The organism is Marasmitruncus massiliensis, assembly GCF_900186535.1.
GTDB lineage: Bacteria > Bacillota > Clostridia > Oscillospirales > Ruminococcaceae > Anaerotruncus > Anaerotruncus massiliensis_A.
Map to the genome: position 1 here is coordinate 257,031 of NZ_FYDE01000005.1, position 16,324 is coordinate 273,354.

Sequence of the window (16,324 nt, forward strand, 5' to 3'; positions counted from 1 at the left end):
AGGGAATTCGTATGGTAACGATTTATACCCATTGAAAGACTAACTATGTTGAGTCGACTCATCCGCATCATTAAAAGTTCTTTATCTTCTTTTGGTAGCTATTCCCCTCATCTTGTGGTATTGTGTGTCACTAAGAAGGAGGCGATACACAATGAAAACCATTTTAGAGGAGCTGTACGACAGCTACAACAATTTCATCCCCGACACTGCAGCGCAAGCTGAAGTTGACAATGCGCACCAAGCGCTGATCCGCAGTTTGGAAAAACCGGAGCGAAAGCTGGTGCTGCGCATCATTGATAACAAGGATTTGATTGCCGGGGCTCGTGCCAGAGAAAGCTTTGAATGTGGATTCTGGCTTGCGTGGCGGTTATGCGCACAGTTGAATATGATTGACAACGGTCGTTTGCTTGAGCAGCAGTTCAATGCAGGCGGCCGTTTTGTTATGGAACAGGAGGAATCCGGAGATGAAAGCTAAAATCGTATTCTTCACGAGCGTTACCTGTGCCATTTTGCTGGCAACGCAAATTGGAAAACCGCAGCAGGCAATTCTAAAACCATCGTGCATCCAGCCGAGCATCCCTCAATTTTCTGAGTGCTTAATTTCTGACTTTCCCACAATGGATAAAGGGCAAGCGGACAAGGAATTTCCCCATAGGCCAGTTACACCTCCCCAAGGAGTTGAGATGCCAAAAACGAGTGTAGGCTCCGAGGAAATCGCAAAAACAAGCACTCAGGCAAAGCCTTTTTTTAAGCCACCAGCCAAGGAAGTCACATTACCGCAAAACGATCAAATCACTACACCTAAAATGGGCGACACCCGTGTGGTAAACGGACAAAAGCAATGCTACTTCTTAGGCTTCGGCTGAATAGATGATAACGATGAACCGAATGAATGCATCTATGCCGAGGACATGTGCGAAAACGGCAACAAGATCGGTAGCATGGGTGGTGGCACCTTGGTGGATGGCGATGGTGACATCAATAAAATGGTTGGCACCATGTAATCTTTAGATAAAAGTGACCAAGACGTAAAGTTAATAGAAGCCCCATAACTAAAGGGCTCTTGGTAATTGAGCCGCAGGTGGATTCATCTGCGGCTCAATTTATTTATAAGGTTAATCTCTAAAGCAGTATCGCCCCTTTTTATATGGTACGATAAGGCAATTGTCTTGTTAGACATATAAAAAACGCAGGAGGCGATGTTTATGGAATTAAGCATTATTAAAAGGGAGTCGGAAATCATCGTAGCGCTTTTCGATGATGACATGCGGCTGGTCAAGCCCGTATGGGAGTTTTTGAAGTATCAACGGCTTCGAGGCATGGCGCACAACACAATAAAAGCGTATGGCAGGGATCTGAAAATATTCTGGGACTATTTGAAACACAGCGGATATGCGTATGATGAGATGTCAATCCAGCGCCTGGGCGATTTTGTAGAATTTCTCAGGCAGCCGCAAGGCAGGCATAGTCCAGCCTTGTTTCAAGACAGCTCGCGACAGCCGCAAACCATCAATCATATCTTGGGGACAGTCCACAGCTTTTATCAATACTGTGAAATCATGAATCAGGTTGAAACCCCCATTTTTATGAAGGATATTGTCCGGCCTCAAAGCATGTTCAAAAGTTTTCTGTACCATACAAGGCGTGACAATCAGACGAAACAATCCGTTTTTAAGGTCAAGGAAAGCAGCAAGGCTGTGAGGCTGGTACAGCCGTCAGAGATAGACGCGGTGTCAGCGCATCTGGGCACTTCAAGAGACAGGCTGATACTAAAAACGCTTCAGCTTACAGGGGCACGCATTGCGGAAGTCCTGGAATTACGGATAGCGGATATTCCTTATCCTGATCCAGCCTCACCCATCAGCATCCTTCAGGACATAAAATCAAAAGGAGGCCGGCGCACGCTATATCTTCCGACATCCTTACTGGAAGAAATCGACCGGTATATTCTGGAGGAAAGAGCCCTAATCAATACCGCACACGATTATATTTTCGTATCGCTGAAAAAAGAGCATTATGGAAAACCGCTAAGCTACCGCGCAGCATACGAAGTGTTCCATACGGCAATGAAAAAGGCGGGCGTTTCCTTTCATTTCCACGCACTCAGGCACACCTTCATCTCAGCCCTCGTTGAAAGCGGCATGGATATCAGCGTTGTGAGGATTATTGCCGGCCACCGGCAAATCACCACCACGCAGCAGTACACTCATATTTCCAACCGATACCTTTTCGAGAGTCTGAGCAAGTACTGGAGCCGCTGTTCCGGCATGGGAGGTGCGCATGGTGAATGACAGCCAAGATGTCTGGACTTTATTAGAAACCGATGAATGCTCCCAATACTATGGGCAGGATTTCCGCTTTGATTTTTCCTATATGAAGGCCGCGCAAATCAAAAGAGTGTACAAAGCATATATCCGGCAATGCTATCAAACGCAGAGCAAGTCGGTATGCAGGCTCTACAATGAAATATTAGGGTTTAAGTACTTTTTCGGCTTTGCGCAGCAGAAAGAAATCCACAGTCTGCGTTCGCTTTGCAACGATGACATCTGCCATTTTATCATATATTTGAAAACCTCGGTCTTAAGAAAAAAGCAAAAGCCACTTGCTTACGCATATCAGAAACGTTGTCTGGATGTTGTAAAAAACGTAATCCGCTGGGGCCAGCTTCATATGCCGGAGGAGGTTCCACAAACAGAAATTTTCGCCGGCAATGAGTATATCGGAACAAACAGCAAGCTTAAAATTGAATTCATTCCAGATGAAATTATGGCTCAGGTTTCATCCGCCCTGGAAGATGAGCAAAACCCATTTATGAAATACGGCATTATCATCCTGCGTTCCACCGGAATGCGGATTGAGGATATGCTTCGGTTAAAAACGGGATGTCTCGCCCCACACCCCATCAGCGGCGCCACATTAACCTGGTACAACCATAAAAACAGAAAACCGCAGCCGCCGATGCCAATACCGGACGAATGTGCCGATGCTGTACGAAAGTTGGCAGAGCACACAGAGTATCTAAGAACGCAGGCCTCCCTCGAACTGAAAGAGCTTATATTTTTGAAACTGCGCAGCAAAGGCGGCAACGCGGGCAGGGTCACACGTATTGGGCAATCAGAATTCAGAAACGATATGCAGGATTTTGCATCAAGGAACAATATCACTGACCAGGGCGGTGAGCTTTATCGCCTGACGCCGCACAAATTCCGGCGGACTTTGGCAACGGATATGCTTTCCAAGGGCACGAACATCAGTGTAATCCAGTCTGTCCTTGGGCACAGCGCGGTTGGCTCCACGAAAATGCATTATGCGGACGTAAAAGACAGCTCCCGTGCGGATGTTTTCCGTTCCATCGGAATCATCGGGAATATTCAAGCCGTCGATGAGTCGGTTATACCGGACAGCGCGGAGCTGTCCTGGTTTCAGGAAAACCGGAATGGTTGTGCCAGAATGTGTGACGGCTACTGCACGCAGCCATTTCAGCAGGGCGTTTTATGCGAACGCCTGCTGAACAGGCAAAAATGCTATACATGCAGCCGATATATCACAACCCCGGAGTATTTGGAACACCACAGGGAATATCTGCGTTCCCTGGAGGAGCAACTTGCCAATAACCCATACGGGCATCACTATGCCGAACACTTTTCGGGGACAGTAGCCGTCTTAAAAGAAATCATTGCGGGACTGGAGGCGTTAAAAGATGATTGAGGCATTGAAACAGCAAATCCTCTCCGGAGGGGCTGACTTTGAAAACATAAAAATCGGGAATTCATGGTTTGTAGAGGATACATGGGATCTCACACCGTACATGCCGCGTAAAACGCTGTCAAGTACCCATAAGCAAATCCGTTTTGGGTACATCGGCGATGAGCAAATGAAACAGATTGTGAAGCAGTATGCCTACTTTCGGCTGGGTCAAATCAAACCCTTTTCCGTCCATCATGAGATCAATGGGGTTCTTCCGGTAGTTTTTGAGTATTTCAAGTTGATGGGAATCAACAGCTTCCGGGAGGTTACACAGGAAGTATTCCTGGAATTCGCATTATGGATGAAGGATGTGAAGCAGTATAAACGCTCAGTTGGATTTAAGCGCTCTCGTATTTTACAGCAAATTATTCAGACAGGCCAGATTAAGGGATGGGATGTCCCATGCGAGAATATCTTCCTGCATATGTCGGCGGCCAGTCTGTGGGGAAACCGTGCTTCGATGAATCGGGAAAGCAGTAAGTTCAAACCGATCCCGGAGGATATTTTCAATACAATCCTTGACTGCGCTGTTAACAAAGAAACTGATGTCTTAACAAAGGCGGGCATCATCATCCAAAGTCAGACAGGGCTGCGGATCAGTGAAGTCGTGTCTATTCAGGAGGGCTGTATCCACACCACAGATGACGGGAACGCCTATATGGAGATTATGCTGGGAAAAACGGAACGCGCTGAACCAGCCCCGCATAAGGTATTTGTCAATCAATTGGTATGCGATGCGGTAAGAGAATTGAGCGATTACACGAAGCCGCTTCGGGAAGAAAGCGGCCTGAAAGAGCTGTTTTTAACAAGGGCATTACGGTTTCATAATCATGTGGTGGTATACAAAACCGACCTTTTTGCCACATACAAGATAGCTCCATTCATCAAGCGATGGAACATCTGCGGCAGCGATGGTGAGGTTTACCCTCTAAAAAGCCATCAATTCAGAGCGACTTATGTGCGGGAGCTGATTAAGCGTAAACTGCCAATCTCATATATTATGAAGCAGTTTGGGCACGTATCCATTGAAATGACCGCTCACTACCTGACCTTGCAGGAAACCGAAGTAAAGGAAATCTATGCGGAGATTATTCTAAGCCCTAACGCAAAGCTCGCCGGCCTTAGAGCCTCAGAGATTCAAAACAATCTCCAAGCCTACTTCAGAGGACGGGCTGAAACGGATATCGATTTGGTGATTTCAGAACTGGCAAGTGCCGCCAGTTTCAATCCGCTCCCCAATGGCATCTGTTTGTATGATTTTCGCCGCGGCAACTGTACAAGCGGTGACGGATGCTTCTTTTACAACTGCCCGAATTACATCACGGAAATCAGTTTTTACCCGGTGCTGAAAAAAGAACTGGAGCTGATGGAGCGGGAAATGGAGCGGTTCCGTTCGTTAGGCCGAGAACGGGACTGGCAGCGGCAATATGTGAAATATCAGTATTTAAAACCATTGGTGGAAAATTTGGAGGTGCAGATAGATGATTGAAAGAAACACATCCGGCCTGAAAGCGCATTCTGAAACAAAAAGTGCTAAGACCGAAAAGAAGGTCAATACCGCAATCGACCGTTTGAAACAGGACAAACGACCTATTAATTTCAACACGATTGCTGCGGAGGCTGGCGTATCCAAGGCTACCCTGTATAACCATCCCCGTTTAAGAGAGCGCATCTCCAGCCTTCGGATGATGCAAAAGCAATCACAGCAGCAGCCCGTTCCTGTTGAAAACATGGATGCAGTTAAGCTTCTGCGTGCTGAAGTCCGGCGATTGAAAAAGGATAAAGAAAATCTCATCCTGCAGCTGCTGGAATTTGAGGAGATAAAAGAGGAAAACCGCAAACTGAGGGACAGGCTGTCATTGCAACCCCGGCAAGAAGTGATTGACAACCGATTTATTCAAAAGCTTCGTGAAAGCAGTTTTGCCGCAATCTCAGGCAGGGCTGAAGCCGAAATTTTACGTCGGTTTGGCGGTGAAACTCTTGGGGTAGAGTCAACTGAGCAGGACTTTTATGAGCAGATTCGGAAAATCATCTCAACGTATTAGACGCGGAGGAATATCTAATGTGTAAAAATCCCTGTAAAACAAGGCGGTTGTTTCGTGTTAGACATCCGCCTCCTAAAGATAAACAATGGATTAAAACAATGTTTATATGAAGGTACGGTTGAAAGATACCGTGCCTTTTTCTTTTGCAAAAAAGGAGGTCAGGATGAAAAAATTCCTTTTGAGAGTCTTGCCGATGCTCCTCATTTTTTGCCTGCTTTGCCCGATGACTGCGTTTGCCGACACCGGCGGCAACGGAAACATTGACGGCGGAGGCGGTGGCATGGGGCAAGGAACCAGCACCAATTCATGGAACGGCGGCAACGAAGGTGTGCGTGTGACGGTGGTGCGTGCGAGCGATCATGCGTTTGTTACCACACCGATAGATTTTACAAACAAGAAACCCGATAATATTCAAGTGCATTTTGGAAAAGTGAGCAAGCTGCAATATACCACAGGCAGTGGATTGACGCCTACCACAAGCGTATATCAATATATCAATCCTGCTCAGACCATGCCCCGCATTATCAGCACCAACGGCAGTAATAACATTGAAGCCATCAAAAAATACTTCTGTTCGGAATATGTGGTCAAGCGAATAGCGGATGTCACAGGCATGAATTACGATGTTCTTATTGGCGGTGAGTATAAAATACTTTTAGAGTCTGTCGCCTACTACAAGTTTGAGGGCACCATGATTGCCACCACTGCCACCGAGGCGGCTCTCTATGACGAGCAGACAAGCGGCCTGCTCCGAAAAAGAATGGTATCCCTCACCCACAAGAATCTCCCTCTCGCCATGTTCTTGGAAGTAAGCGACCTGGGCTATCCCGCATGGGGAGGCAGCAAAACCAGCGCCGCCACCAATGCGGATATCAAATCCAGCCTTGGGCTTGGCATCGTCCGCTTTGAGGAAAAGCCGGAGGAACCGCAGATTGAAGCCTACGACTATGAGTACCGGGTCAACACCGACGTCATTACAGCGGTTCGGATCAGCGGCGGCCAGTCCGATCCGGATAAACCCACCCGTGTCAGCTTCAATATCGGCGGTCAGACCTACAGCGTGGGCAATGTTTACTACCCTGACGGCGACAGCCAGCTTGCGTGGGTGAAATGGAAAACCCCGGATACCGAGCAGAACATGGCCATTGAAGTGACGGTGTCCGGCCCCGGCAGCACAGCGAAAACGACCCTCAATGTGAAAATTGTTGACCTTGATAAGAACCCGCCGCCCAATCCTGTAGCCGATGACCGCAATGACAGCTTCTCCCGCGCTTCCGTTCCAAGCAGAGCTGTGAAAAGCACGGCAAGCTGGGGCGTCTGGCGTCCGTGGTGGCAGGAATATTGGGTGTGGCATGGAGATGATGAGGATGGATACTGGTGTGACCATGGATGGTGGGAATTCGATCTGGATCGCTATAGCGCCAGCCTGACCTCCAATATGAGCATCCAGTGCGACAGCAAGAATCCCACCGCCAGCAGGACGGTAATGAAATCAGGATACGGCATCAACCAGACTGCCACCGGGAGCATCGGCTCCAGCCAAAGCTCGGCGGTTACCCAGCCGCAGAACGCGGTCAGCTACTTCTCTGAATTCGGCTACAAAACCTACTGGCGGCTCTTGGAGCGGATGGGTACAGGGCGGTTTGAGTTTCAGAAAAATCCGTATTCCACCTACAAAAACCGCACCCATTTCAGCCCGATCTGGATGCCGGACGGTGCTTATACCGTCAACACATGGCTCATAGATGCGTGGACGCCCGACGGGATGCTGTCCGCCAACCTGACCGACAGTCTGACCATAAAGGGCAATCTGTGGCAGGATTGGCATGCCGGTCCCATCCAGCCGTAAGGGAGGGAGAAGAAATGGCATATGAACGGATTGAGTCTCCCAAAGGCAGCCTATACCACTACACAAAAACGGATCTGCTGGAGGCCATTCTCAAGGATGGCCGCATCCGGCGGTTCGGAGATCGTGAGTGCTGGTTCTGCACCTCTCTTGCGGATACCCTGCGTCTTATGGAAATGACCGTCATGCAGGAGGGGCATCCCTATGTGGACGCGCAGGGCTTCTGGCGGAAATACCCCGCTTTCGTGCCGGAGGATTATGTGATTCTCCAGTTGGAGCCACGCTATCAGAACGGCGATTGGGTGCGCTGGAATCAGGAGCTGCCGCCCGGCTGTTCCGCTGAACTCCTTACGCAAGCAAAAGAGTTCAGTGAACTGAAAAAGGGATTTCGGGGCGACCTGAAGTTTTACCAGAATCCGCAGGTGCTTGCGGTAGCTCCGCTTTTGGAGGAACAGACTCCGGGTATGGGTATGACCATGCAGCTATAAAAGCAGAAAAGGAACAAGGCCACAGGAGTAATTCTGCTGCCTTGTTTGCAATTTTAGAAAGGTGGTCTTTATGAAAAAGTACAAAAAAATCGCCCTTGTTCTTACTCTCGCACTTATGGTAACAATGCTCTTTAGCACAACAGCCTTTGCAGCCAATGGGGATGTAGCCGGGGCGATTGAGGGAACGTGGAACGATGCCTCCGGGCAAATCAAGACGGTGGTCAACAAGGTGGTGTTCCCCGCCATTGACCTGATTCTGGCGGTGTTTTTCTTCGCCAAACTGGGGACGGCGTATTTCGACTGTGCGCCCGTAACGGCGATGTAATAATTCTGGACTTGGCAATCCAGCGGGTAAAAGCTCATTTGCCCGTCATCAACCGGCTTACCTGAGAGGGAAACCTCATAGGGGAAAATAGCACACCGGTAAACCCATGAGTTGGGCAGTTGTCAGCCCACGACTGAATGGGAAGATGAAACAGATGATATGAGGATAAAAGCCATACTGCCTGAAGCGCAGTCCGAGAGGTTTATGTAGGAACTTTGGCGAAAGACAGCTATCGCCATACCGCACAGCCACAATACATTAGTCGAGTATATGTGGGTGAGCTTCTGTGTGGCTCAACTCCGTATGGAGAAAAGGACGGAAACGCTATCCGACAATCATCTACGCTATTATTACATTGCTAAACGGGGATTGCCTAACCCGAAATGCCGGAAATCCGGCTATGCGTAATGCCTTTGTGGTGATAAATTTCAAGGCTTTGCCAAGAAAGATGACGCTGAATATTCGGCATGGCAACGGAGCCGCCGTAGTAGTCCGAGTGCGGTAACGCCGCATACATGGCGAAGGGCGGCAGCTTGTTATCTTAACAATAGAGAAAGGAAGGTGTGTGATACACCATGAGAAATCCAATCAATATGTTAAGCAGTTTACAGAACCACAGTAGTGACAGGTCGTATACCTTTGAACGGCTCTACCGCAATCTGTATAACCGTGAGCTGTTTTTGCTGGCTTATCAGAATATCTATGCCAGCCAAGGGAATATGACAAAAGGCACCGATGGAAAAACCATCGACGCAATGAGCCTGAATCGCATTGATGGCATGATTGCGAGCCTAAAGGACGAGAGCTATCAGCCACAACCATCAAGAAGAACCTATATCCCAAAGAAAAACGGAAAAATGCGTCCGTTGGGAATCCCTTCTTTTGACGATAAGCTGGTACAGGAATGTGTGCGGCTCCTGCTGGAAGCAGTATATGAGGGCGGTTTTGCGAAAACCTCGCATGGCTTTCGCCCAAAACATAGCTGCCATACGGCACTTAGTCAAGCACAGGTCTGTTTTACTGGCGTGAAGTGGTTTGTTGAGGGAGATATTAAAGGCTTCTTTGACAATATCAATCATGAAGTCATGATTGGGATATTAGCGGAACGTATCAAAGATGAAAAATTTCTGCGTCTTATCCGCAAGTTTCTAAAGGCTGGATATTTAGAGGATTGGCAGTACCATAACACCTACAGCGGTACGCCGCAGGGCGGTATCATCAGCCCCATTCTTGCCAACATCTATCTGGATAAATTGGACAGGTATATGGAGGAACTGAAAAAGCGGTTTGATAAGGGAGCTGTCCGTGCTGTCTATCCTGAAACCTATGAGCTGGAGAAAAAACGTGGGGTGCTTGCCAAGAAATTGCGCAACACCAATTCAGAGGAAGAAAAGCAGGTGCTCACAGAGAAAATTCGTGAGATTGACCGTAAAAAGCTGACGATTCCTTATTCCGACCCGTTTGATACCAGCTTTAAGCGACTTCAATATGTCCGTTATGCTGATGATTTTCTTATCGGCGTTATTGGCAGTAAAGAGGACGCAATCGCAATAAAGGAACAGGTAAAGGCTTTTGTTGCTGACACGCTGATCTTAGAGCTGTCAGATGAAAAAACGCTGATAACCCATTCCGAAAAAAGAGCAAGGTTTTTGGGGTATGACATTTATGTACGGCGTTCTACCGCTACCAAAAAGGATAAGACAGGGCGGCTCTGCCGCCACCTGAACGGCACTGTCTGTTTGGAAATGCCAACGGAGCTTATGCGTAAAAAGCTATTGGAATACAGTGCTATGACCATTGAAAAAACGGTCTATGGCAAAGACAACTGGAAAGCGAAAGCCCGGTACTATCTCAAGGATAACGATGACCTCGAAATCCTTGACCAGTACAACAGTGAAATCAGGGGCTTCCGCAATTACTACCGTATTGCCAATAACGCCGCTCATGCCAGCTCTTTTGGCTATATCATGCAGTACAGTATGTTCAAAACCTTTGCGACCAAATATCGCACAACCATGCGCAGAATGATTGAGAAACTGCGTATCGGCAAGAACTTTGGAGTACGCTTCACTGATAAAGAGGGAAAGACAAAAACACGACTGTTTTACAATGAGGGTTTCGCAAGAAAGCCTTTGCAGAAAAATGCCGTTGTAGACGTTATCCCCCAAACTGTGATGTATTCCAGTAAAACAAGCTTGATGGCAAGGCTGTCCGCAGGGCAATGCGAGCTGTGCGGCAAAACTGACTGTGAGATTGAAATTCACCATGTCAGGAAGCTCAAAGACCTGAAAGGTAAAAGCTATTGGGAGCGCTTTATGATTGCGAGAAACCGCAAGACGCTGGCGCTCTGCTTAGACTGTCACGAAAAGTTACACTCTGGAAAACTGAATTAACAAGTGGAGAGCCGTGTGCATCGAGAGGTGCAAGCACGGTTCGGGGGCGAGTGTTCGGAAACCTGCCATAGGAATATGGTAAGGCGCTGGGCACTTAGCCCACATAGAAAACACGGACAATTTGAGTGGGCCGCGCCAGCGATTTTGTTTGCCTGTTTGGTGTTCACCCTGACGGCGCCGACCTATATCTGGACTATATTGGGCATGTAGATACAGCAACAGCCGTTGCATCTAAGTAAGGTGCAACGGCTCAATTTCGTGGCAAGTCAGATTTGATTGTGTAGGTGAACTTAGTCACCAACTGAGGGGTTTCTCATTTGGTTCGTTCAGAACATTCATCAAATAAAACAGGCAATAATGCTTTGCTCCATTGATTTGATCAGAACAACCTTTTCCCATCTGAAATATCAATATCTAACTCTTTTGCCACACTGTTTTGCTTAAATGGATTTATTTTTTCCACTACACCGTCACGTTTGAAAAGTGAGCCTGTATTCTTGAACCAAAAGGTTACATCTGCTTTTACGCATTGTTCACGGATATTAAGTACCCAATCATAATCACACACACGGGTTTCTCGCCCTGTTTCACCACCGACAGTCACATGGTCTACGCCATGAAGATATGGCGTTAAATCTATCATTTCTAAAAGTGGGGCACAAGCAATAAACCGCCTCTTTATCGGATAGGATAAAAAGAGTGGAAGCCTTTCGTCTGCTAATTTTTGATTTTCAATAGTACACCCAATATTCACATTGTCATATCCTGCGTCCCAATCTGATGGAAGCGATATGAGAAAACGGTCAATTCGTTTTGTTAAAATCAAAAAATCTATGTCCGTTCTTTCCTTGATGATAGACCAAACTTCTTTACGCCATTCATCTGCTTCGGGAAGAAAAAAGTCAGTTGCAAAACAGGTCGCAAGAATTTTGTTTCCTTTAATGTTGTATTCGCCTTTTGCAGTTTTTCTTATAGGCCAATCAAATTTATCTGTTTTTTGTATGGTGTTTTGACCATAGCGTTTCGCGTGTGGCCCGTAAAAATAACAATTTGTGCAGCCATCACTTATTTTGTAACAGCCTGTCCACGGCTCCCAATTCATAGATACCCTCCTTTGTTCAGAGTAAAATGGCGGCTTGGATTTACCAAAGCCGCCATGTGTCATATATCAAAGCACGACGCATACTGTTTTACGACTTCAAGGGGAAACATTGTGCGCTTGGCCACTTCCTCAGCAGACATGCCCTGATTTAAAAAGCGCTTGATAGCGGTATTCATATCCTCTGCAATCTCCACAATGTGCTTGTCCGGGTCATATACCCGAATGTCACGCTGCCCCCACGGGTATTCCTTTATTTCATGCACCCATTGTAAGCCGGATATACTTTTCATTTCGGCGTATACTTTGTCTAAATCCTCTACTTCAAAATAGACTTGAAAGTTGTGTGACTGCTCTTTCACGCTATCGACTGCTACACCAACAAGCTCGGCGTATCCTTGTTGCAGAGAAAAGCCCTCAAAGGTTACATGCACGCCAATATCCATGACCGCGTTTTGATGAAGCACATTTTCATAAAAATGCTTAGAAGCGAGTATATCCTTAACCGCTAAAAGACAACCTTGATATTTCATTTTTCAATCCTCCTTTGAGGATATTGTATCGTATATCTCTGTGCCGTCATAGTAAAAATCCGACATTGTTTTCAGATAGTCTTGAGGTGAAACACCGCTGATAGCCTTGAAATCCTTATCAAAATGGGCTTGGTCGAAATAGCCAGCTTGTTGCGACAATGCTGCAAAAAAGCAAGGCGATGTTTGAATGTGCTTTAACACATAGTTAAAGCGGGTTAGGCGTGCAAAGTCCTTAATATTCATTCCAATTTGCGCAAGAAACAAGCGATTTAATTGTCGCTCACTGTAACCCGATTGCCGGGCAACTTCTTTCACTTGTACTTGTCCGTAACTATCAGAAATTACTGTGGTAGCTAATAACAAAGCGTCCGAAATAAGGGGATTTTCCATGCGCCTATATAATATTTTTTCACAAGTATTTACTAACTCTATTGCGGTTTTTGACTCTATAAAGGCTTGATACAACGAATGAAATAGCTCGTTGTCAATGTCCTCAAGCGAAAGGCGCTTGTCTGCAAACTCCGCTTGGCTTTGGCGTGTGATTTGATACAAACCATAGGGCGAAAACTGGATAAGTAGCAGGACATGATAACCATTTGGTTCCATTCCTAAGAAAACAGGGGTTAGGGATGCTCCCCATAGTTCAGCAATTACAGCGGTTCCATCAAAGGCAAGCGACAATGTTCCGCAAGCGTTAGGCATAAGCGTATATTGTGCCATGAACGTATCATTTTCTGGAAACACGATATTGTAATATAGAATATATTTTCGTAGCCCTACATGTGAGGGAAACATATTGAATTGCTTGTCATTTTTAGTAATCATATTGTTCCCCCTTATATTCAAAGTGACGTTTTCATTATGTTTATCCGCCAAATCCAAATTAAGCAAAAATAAATACACCCTTTTGAGGCAATTTTTTCTTCACTATCATTTCAAAATGGTTTTACTCAGTAAATATATGAAATAAGTTTACCATAGCAAAATAGAAGTTTCAATCAATTAAACATAGGCAATAGGGAGGAGTTCGGTGCTATGAAAATTAAAATCCGTTCACCGTCTTTATGCAAGCATTGACTGGACGATTTGGGGGATGTAGTGAAACAAATAATGTTCCATTGTTTTAATATGTCTTGTAGATGTCATATTATCATCTTATAATAAAAGCAGTAGAGGTGATAATATGCAGATTAACAGGCTATTTGAAATGGTTTATCTATTGCTAAACAAAAAAAGTATGACCGCCGGGGAGCTTGCTACACACTTTGAGGTTTCACCCCGCACGATTTACCGGGATGTGGAACTTCTGTCCTCGGCGGGAATACCCATTTATATGACCAAGGGCAAGGGCGGCGGAATTTCACTGCTCCCGGACTTCGTTCTCAATAAAACTGTCCTGACCGATGGCGAAAAGTCAGATATCCTTGCTGCACTTCACGCAGTAGAGGCGGTCAACTTAGAGCAAACCAATACTGCGGTGCAAAAGCTGTCCTCCCTGTTCGGAAACACCAACACCGATTGGGTCGAAGTTGATTTCTCTGGTTGGGCAAATGCTGATGAGGAAGCGCAGCTGTTCAGCCTACTGAAAACCGCCATTCTCGGAAAGAAAAAAGTGGCTTTTCGGTATCACAGCAGTGAGGGCAGCACGCAGCGCACAGCAGAACCCATGAAGCTCTGTTTTAAGGGACAGAGCTGGTACCTTTATGCGTTCTGCACAGTGCGTCAGGATTATCGGTTTTTCAAGCTGCGGCGCATGAAAGAATTACAGCCGCTTGATGAGCACTTTGAACGCACTGCCCCGGCGAAGGTATTTGAGGGCGGCGAGATTTTTAAAGATGATTTCGTGACCATTAGGCTAAAGCTGTCAAAGAAAATGGCGTATCGTGTCTATGATGAATTTTCACAGTACAAAACGCTTCCCAGCGGTGATTTCATTGCGCAGCTCACCATGCCCAGAGGTGATTGGGTCTATCAATATCTCGCGACCTTCGGTGAGTATTGTGAAATTATAGAACCGGAGGATATCCGCCTGCAAATAAAGGATAAGCTGCAAAAAACACTGGCACAATATTTATAATATGACACGCTGCTGTCAATTGGTCTTTGCTATGATAAATGCATCAAAGACAAGGAGGCCGATCAAATGAACTACGAAGTTGTGCATTTAGAGGAAAAGATTATTGTTGGGGTAAGTGCTGCGACCAGCAACAGCGACCCTGAAATGGGAAAAATCATTGGCGGACTTTGGGAGAAGCTGTACCAAGGTGGTATCAATGCCATGATAAAAAACAAGATAAACGAGTACGCCATTGGGCTGTATTCCGATTACACAGCTGACGGGTACTGCGTAACGGCGGGCAACGAGGTTTCCAAGGCAGAAAATCCTGAACTGACCGTAAAAACAATCCCTGCCGGAAAATACGCCAAATTCTCTGTGCATGGGCATAGGGAAAAGGCCGTCTCTGACTCATGGGGAGAGATTTGGCAGACAGATTTAGATCGCAGCTTTACAGGTGATTTCGAGGAATACCGAAATGCCGACCCGGAAAACTGTGATATTGATATTTACATTGCTCTGAAGTAAAGGGGGGAAAACGTATGAAATTAGATGGCTTCGGAATTTTCGTAAAAGACATGCCAACAATGGTGCGTTTTTACCGTGATGTTCTTGGGTTTGAAATCAAGGAGGAAGAAGATGCCAGCAATGTCTATCTGGTGAAAGATGGCACTTTGTTTTTACTTTATCGCAGAACCGATTTTGAGCAGATGGCAAAAAGGTCGTTTTCGTATGCCAACGGCATCCATGGCCATTATGAAATTGCGATGGGTGTAGAAAACTTTGCTGCAGTCGATGATACTTTCAAACAAGTTGTGTCAAAAGGTGCGGCGCCTGTCTTAGAGCCTACAACAGAGCCATGGGGACAGCGGACTTGCTATGTTGCAGATCCAGAGGGTAACTTAATTGAAATCGGTTCCTTTATCAAATAAGCATTGATACGATTGCCTAAGACCTAAAGAAGGATGCGAAATAACCAATGGACTATAGAAAAGAATTTGAGCGCATGATGCATACACAAACAGCTATGGCGCTGGCTACAGCGGCATATGGAGTGTCCAATGTGCGCATCGTTAATTTCTATTATGATGCAGAGACGAAAACCCTGTATTTCTCCACCTTTCGCGACAATCAAAAGGTTGCGGAGTTTGAGAAAAACACGCATGTGGCATTCACAACGATTCCGACGAATGGTGAAGAACACGTTCGGGTCAAAAATGGTATTGTTAAGAAAAGCTCTGTTTCGATTGAAGCAATCAAAGACAAGTTTTTGACCAAGATGCCGAAATACATTATGAGTATCCCGGATGTGCTCCCTGCGCTGCTTCTGTTTGAAATCACCTTTCACGAAGCAGATGTGGTCATTGACTTTAAACACATGGACACCATTGCGGTATAATCTGAAACTCCTGTAAGCATAAGCGAGTTGCAAATATTCTCTAAGGCGCACTGTGAACGAACCCACGGTGCGCTTTTTTATTTCCCCCCAAAAGACGTTTGCAGCAGCAAAACAAGGAGAACGGCAGAACCGCTCTCCTTGCTTTTTATAAACGGGCTTTGCTATTTATCGTTGTTGTCGGGCTCCGGATCTCTTTTGAGCTCCACAATAACGCCGTCGTCGCCGGAGATGAAAAGCTCCTCCGTCTTTTGCTGCGCACGCTGAAGCAGCGAGATGGCATCCGTCACATCGTTAAACAGCGAATCATACATTTTTTTGTAGTCTGCCACGCAATTGACCTCCTTTTCCTTATTTCGGTGGCCACCGTTGTGTGGTATTGAAGCTCTGAATGGG

The 16,324-nt window shown here is 46.3% G+C and carries 17 protein-coding genes and 2 pseudogenes; 15 read left to right on the forward strand and 4 right to left on the reverse strand.

Going from position 1 to position 16,324, the window contains the following annotated elements; all coding sequences use genetic code 11:
* Positions 1 to 151: 151 nt before the first annotated feature.
* The 11 genes and pseudogenes from C1A10_RS09305 to C1A10_RS09355 form a co-directional block, all read left to right on the forward strand.
* On the forward strand, positions 152 to 475 hold the full coding sequence (locus C1A10_RS09305) for a hypothetical protein (protein ID WP_101910014.1): 324 nt from the start codon (positions 152 to 154) through the stop codon (positions 473 to 475).
* A complete protein-coding gene (locus C1A10_RS09310) occupies positions 465 to 866 on the forward strand; it encodes a hypothetical protein (RefSeq protein ID WP_101910015.1) in 402 nt (133 codons plus the stop codon). Before C1A10_RS09305 ends, C1A10_RS09310 begins: the two co-directional genes overlap by 11 nt.
* A gap of 339 nt (positions 867 to 1,205) precedes the next feature.
* Positions 1,206 to 2,291, forward strand: a complete 1,086-nt coding sequence (locus C1A10_RS09315; protein WP_180951073.1) for a tyrosine-type recombinase/integrase — start codon at positions 1,206 to 1,208, stop codon at positions 2,289 to 2,291.
* Positions 2,284 to 3,708 (forward strand): tyrosine-type recombinase/integrase, encoded by a 1,425-nt coding sequence (locus C1A10_RS09320; RefSeq protein WP_180951074.1) that lies wholly within the window; start codon positions 2,284 to 2,286, stop codon positions 3,706 to 3,708. The genes C1A10_RS09315 and C1A10_RS09320 overlap by 8 nt, the downstream gene beginning before the upstream one ends.
* The gene (locus C1A10_RS09325; protein ID WP_101910018.1) at positions 3,701 to 5,236 is read left to right on the forward strand and encodes a tyrosine-type recombinase/integrase; all 1,536 of its coding nucleotides are present in this window, start codon (positions 3,701 to 3,703) and stop codon (positions 5,234 to 5,236) included. Before C1A10_RS09320 ends, C1A10_RS09325 begins: the two co-directional genes overlap by 8 nt.
* Positions 5,229 to 5,792, forward strand: a complete 564-nt coding sequence (locus tag C1A10_RS09330; protein ID WP_101910019.1) for a DUF6262 family protein — start codon at positions 5,229 to 5,231, stop codon at positions 5,790 to 5,792. Before C1A10_RS09325 ends, C1A10_RS09330 begins: the two co-directional genes overlap by 8 nt.
* A gap of 163 nt (positions 5,793 to 5,955) precedes the next feature.
* Positions 5,956 to 7,641, forward strand: a complete 1,686-nt coding sequence (locus tag C1A10_RS09335) for a DUF8193 domain-containing protein (protein ID WP_101911616.1) — start codon at positions 5,956 to 5,958, stop codon at positions 7,639 to 7,641.
* A gap of 14 nt (positions 7,642 to 7,655) precedes the next feature.
* A complete protein-coding gene (locus tag C1A10_RS09340; RefSeq protein ID WP_101910020.1) occupies positions 7,656 to 8,126 on the forward strand; it encodes a hypothetical protein in 471 nt (156 codons plus the stop codon).
* Positions 8,127 to 8,196: 70 nt separating this feature from the next.
* A pseudogene (locus C1A10_RS09345) lies at positions 8,197 to 8,427 on the forward strand (DUF3852 family protein); the annotation flags it as partial.
* A gap of 599 nt (positions 8,428 to 9,026) precedes the next feature.
* Positions 9,027 to 10,844 (forward strand): reverse transcriptase domain-containing protein, encoded by a 1,818-nt coding sequence (locus C1A10_RS09350; protein ID WP_101908603.1) that lies wholly within the window; start codon positions 9,027 to 9,029, stop codon positions 10,842 to 10,844.
* A gap of 102 nt (positions 10,845 to 10,946) precedes the next feature.
* Positions 10,947 to 11,054: pseudogene (locus C1A10_RS09355) on the forward strand (DUF3852 family protein); the annotation flags it as partial.
* A 169-nt stretch (positions 11,055 to 11,223) separates the two neighbouring features.
* Here C1A10_RS09355 and C1A10_RS09360 read toward each other — a convergent pair.
* From C1A10_RS09360 to C1A10_RS09370, 3 genes are read right to left on the reverse strand one after another with little or no spacing between them, the layout of a single operon-like run.
* The gene (locus C1A10_RS09360) at positions 11,224 to 11,946 is read right to left on the reverse strand and encodes a DUF5131 family protein (RefSeq protein ID WP_101910021.1); all 723 of its coding nucleotides are present in this window, start codon (positions 11,944 to 11,946) and stop codon (positions 11,224 to 11,226) included.
* A 59-nt stretch (positions 11,947 to 12,005) separates the two neighbouring features.
* Positions 12,006 to 12,476: a VOC family protein gene (locus C1A10_RS09365; protein ID WP_101910022.1), complete on the reverse strand. Its 471-nt coding sequence runs from the start codon at positions 12,474 to 12,476 to the stop codon at positions 12,006 to 12,008.
* A 3-nt stretch (positions 12,477 to 12,479) separates the two neighbouring features.
* Entirely contained in the window at positions 12,480 to 13,301 is an 822-nt protein-coding gene (locus C1A10_RS09370) for a helix-turn-helix domain-containing protein (protein ID WP_101910023.1), read from the reverse strand.
* Positions 13,302 to 13,659: 358 nt separating this feature from the next.
* Here C1A10_RS09370 and C1A10_RS09375 point away from each other — a divergent pair, with 358 nt between their 5' ends.
* The 4 genes from C1A10_RS09375 to C1A10_RS09390 all read left to right on the forward strand — a co-directional run bounded on the left by C1A10_RS09375 (position 13,660) and on the right by C1A10_RS09390 (position 15,931).
* Entirely contained in the window at positions 13,660 to 14,553 is an 894-nt protein-coding gene (locus C1A10_RS09375; RefSeq protein ID WP_101910024.1) for a helix-turn-helix transcriptional regulator, read from the forward strand.
* Positions 14,554 to 14,619: 66 nt separating this feature from the next.
* Entirely contained in the window at positions 14,620 to 15,060 is a 441-nt protein-coding gene (locus C1A10_RS09380; RefSeq protein ID WP_101910025.1) for a GyrI-like domain-containing protein, read from the forward strand.
* Between the two features lie 14 nt (positions 15,061 to 15,074).
* Positions 15,075 to 15,464 (forward strand): VOC family protein, encoded by a 390-nt coding sequence (locus C1A10_RS09385; protein ID WP_101910026.1) that lies wholly within the window; start codon positions 15,075 to 15,077, stop codon positions 15,462 to 15,464.
* A 47-nt stretch (positions 15,465 to 15,511) separates the two neighbouring features.
* Positions 15,512 to 15,931, forward strand: coding sequence for a pyridoxamine 5'-phosphate oxidase family protein (locus C1A10_RS09390; RefSeq protein WP_101910027.1), 420 nt, complete (start codon positions 15,512 to 15,514; stop codon positions 15,929 to 15,931).
* Between the two features lie 161 nt (positions 15,932 to 16,092).
* On the opposite strand, the gene C1A10_RS18475 is transcribed toward C1A10_RS09390, so the two are convergent.
* Complete coding sequence (locus C1A10_RS18475; RefSeq protein ID WP_180951075.1) at positions 16,093 to 16,260, reverse strand: hypothetical protein; 168 nt, start codon at positions 16,258 to 16,260, stop codon at positions 16,093 to 16,095.
* Positions 16,261 to 16,324 lie beyond the last annotated feature (64 nt).

Bases quoted from the DNA above. Each gene is read 5' to 3' on its own strand.
- C1A10_RS09305 (WP_101910014.1), top strand. From the start codon at position 152: ATGAAAACCATTTTAGAGGAGCTGTACGACAGCTACAACAATTTCATC.
- C1A10_RS09310 (WP_101910015.1), top strand. From the start codon at position 465: ATGAAAGCTAAAATCGTATTCTTCACGAGCGTTACCTGTGCCATTTTG.
- C1A10_RS09315 (WP_180951073.1), top strand. From the start codon at position 1,206: ATGGAATTAAGCATTATTAAAAGGGAGTCGGAAATCATCGTAGCGCTT.
- C1A10_RS09325 (WP_101910018.1), top strand. From the start codon at position 3,701: ATGATTGAGGCATTGAAACAGCAAATCCTCTCCGGAGGGGCTGACTTT.
- C1A10_RS09330 (WP_101910019.1), top strand. From the start codon at position 5,229: ATGATTGAAAGAAACACATCCGGCCTGAAAGCGCATTCTGAAACAAAA.
- C1A10_RS09335 (WP_101911616.1), top strand. From the start codon at position 5,956: ATGAAAAAATTCCTTTTGAGAGTCTTGCCGATGCTCCTCATTTTTTGC.
- C1A10_RS09340 (WP_101910020.1), top strand. From the start codon at position 7,656: ATGGCATATGAACGGATTGAGTCTCCCAAAGGCAGCCTATACCACTAC.
- C1A10_RS09350 (WP_101908603.1), top strand. From the start codon at position 9,027: ATGAGAAATCCAATCAATATGTTAAGCAGTTTACAGAACCACAGTAGT.
- C1A10_RS09360 (WP_101910021.1), bottom strand. From the start codon at position 11,946: ATGAATTGGGAGCCGTGGACAGGCTGTTACAAAATAAGTGATGGCTGC.
- C1A10_RS09365 (WP_101910022.1), bottom strand. From the start codon at position 12,476: ATGAAATATCAAGGTTGTCTTTTAGCGGTTAAGGATATACTCGCTTCT.
- C1A10_RS09370 (WP_101910023.1), bottom strand. From the start codon at position 13,301: ATGATTACTAAAAATGACAAGCAATTCAATATGTTTCCCTCACATGTA.
- C1A10_RS09375 (WP_101910024.1), top strand. From the start codon at position 13,660: ATGCAGATTAACAGGCTATTTGAAATGGTTTATCTATTGCTAAACAAA.
- C1A10_RS09380 (WP_101910025.1), top strand. From the start codon at position 14,620: ATGAACTACGAAGTTGTGCATTTAGAGGAAAAGATTATTGTTGGGGTA.
- C1A10_RS09385 (WP_101910026.1), top strand. From the start codon at position 15,075: ATGAAATTAGATGGCTTCGGAATTTTCGTAAAAGACATGCCAACAATG.
- C1A10_RS09390 (WP_101910027.1), top strand. From the start codon at position 15,512: ATGGACTATAGAAAAGAATTTGAGCGCATGATGCATACACAAACAGCT.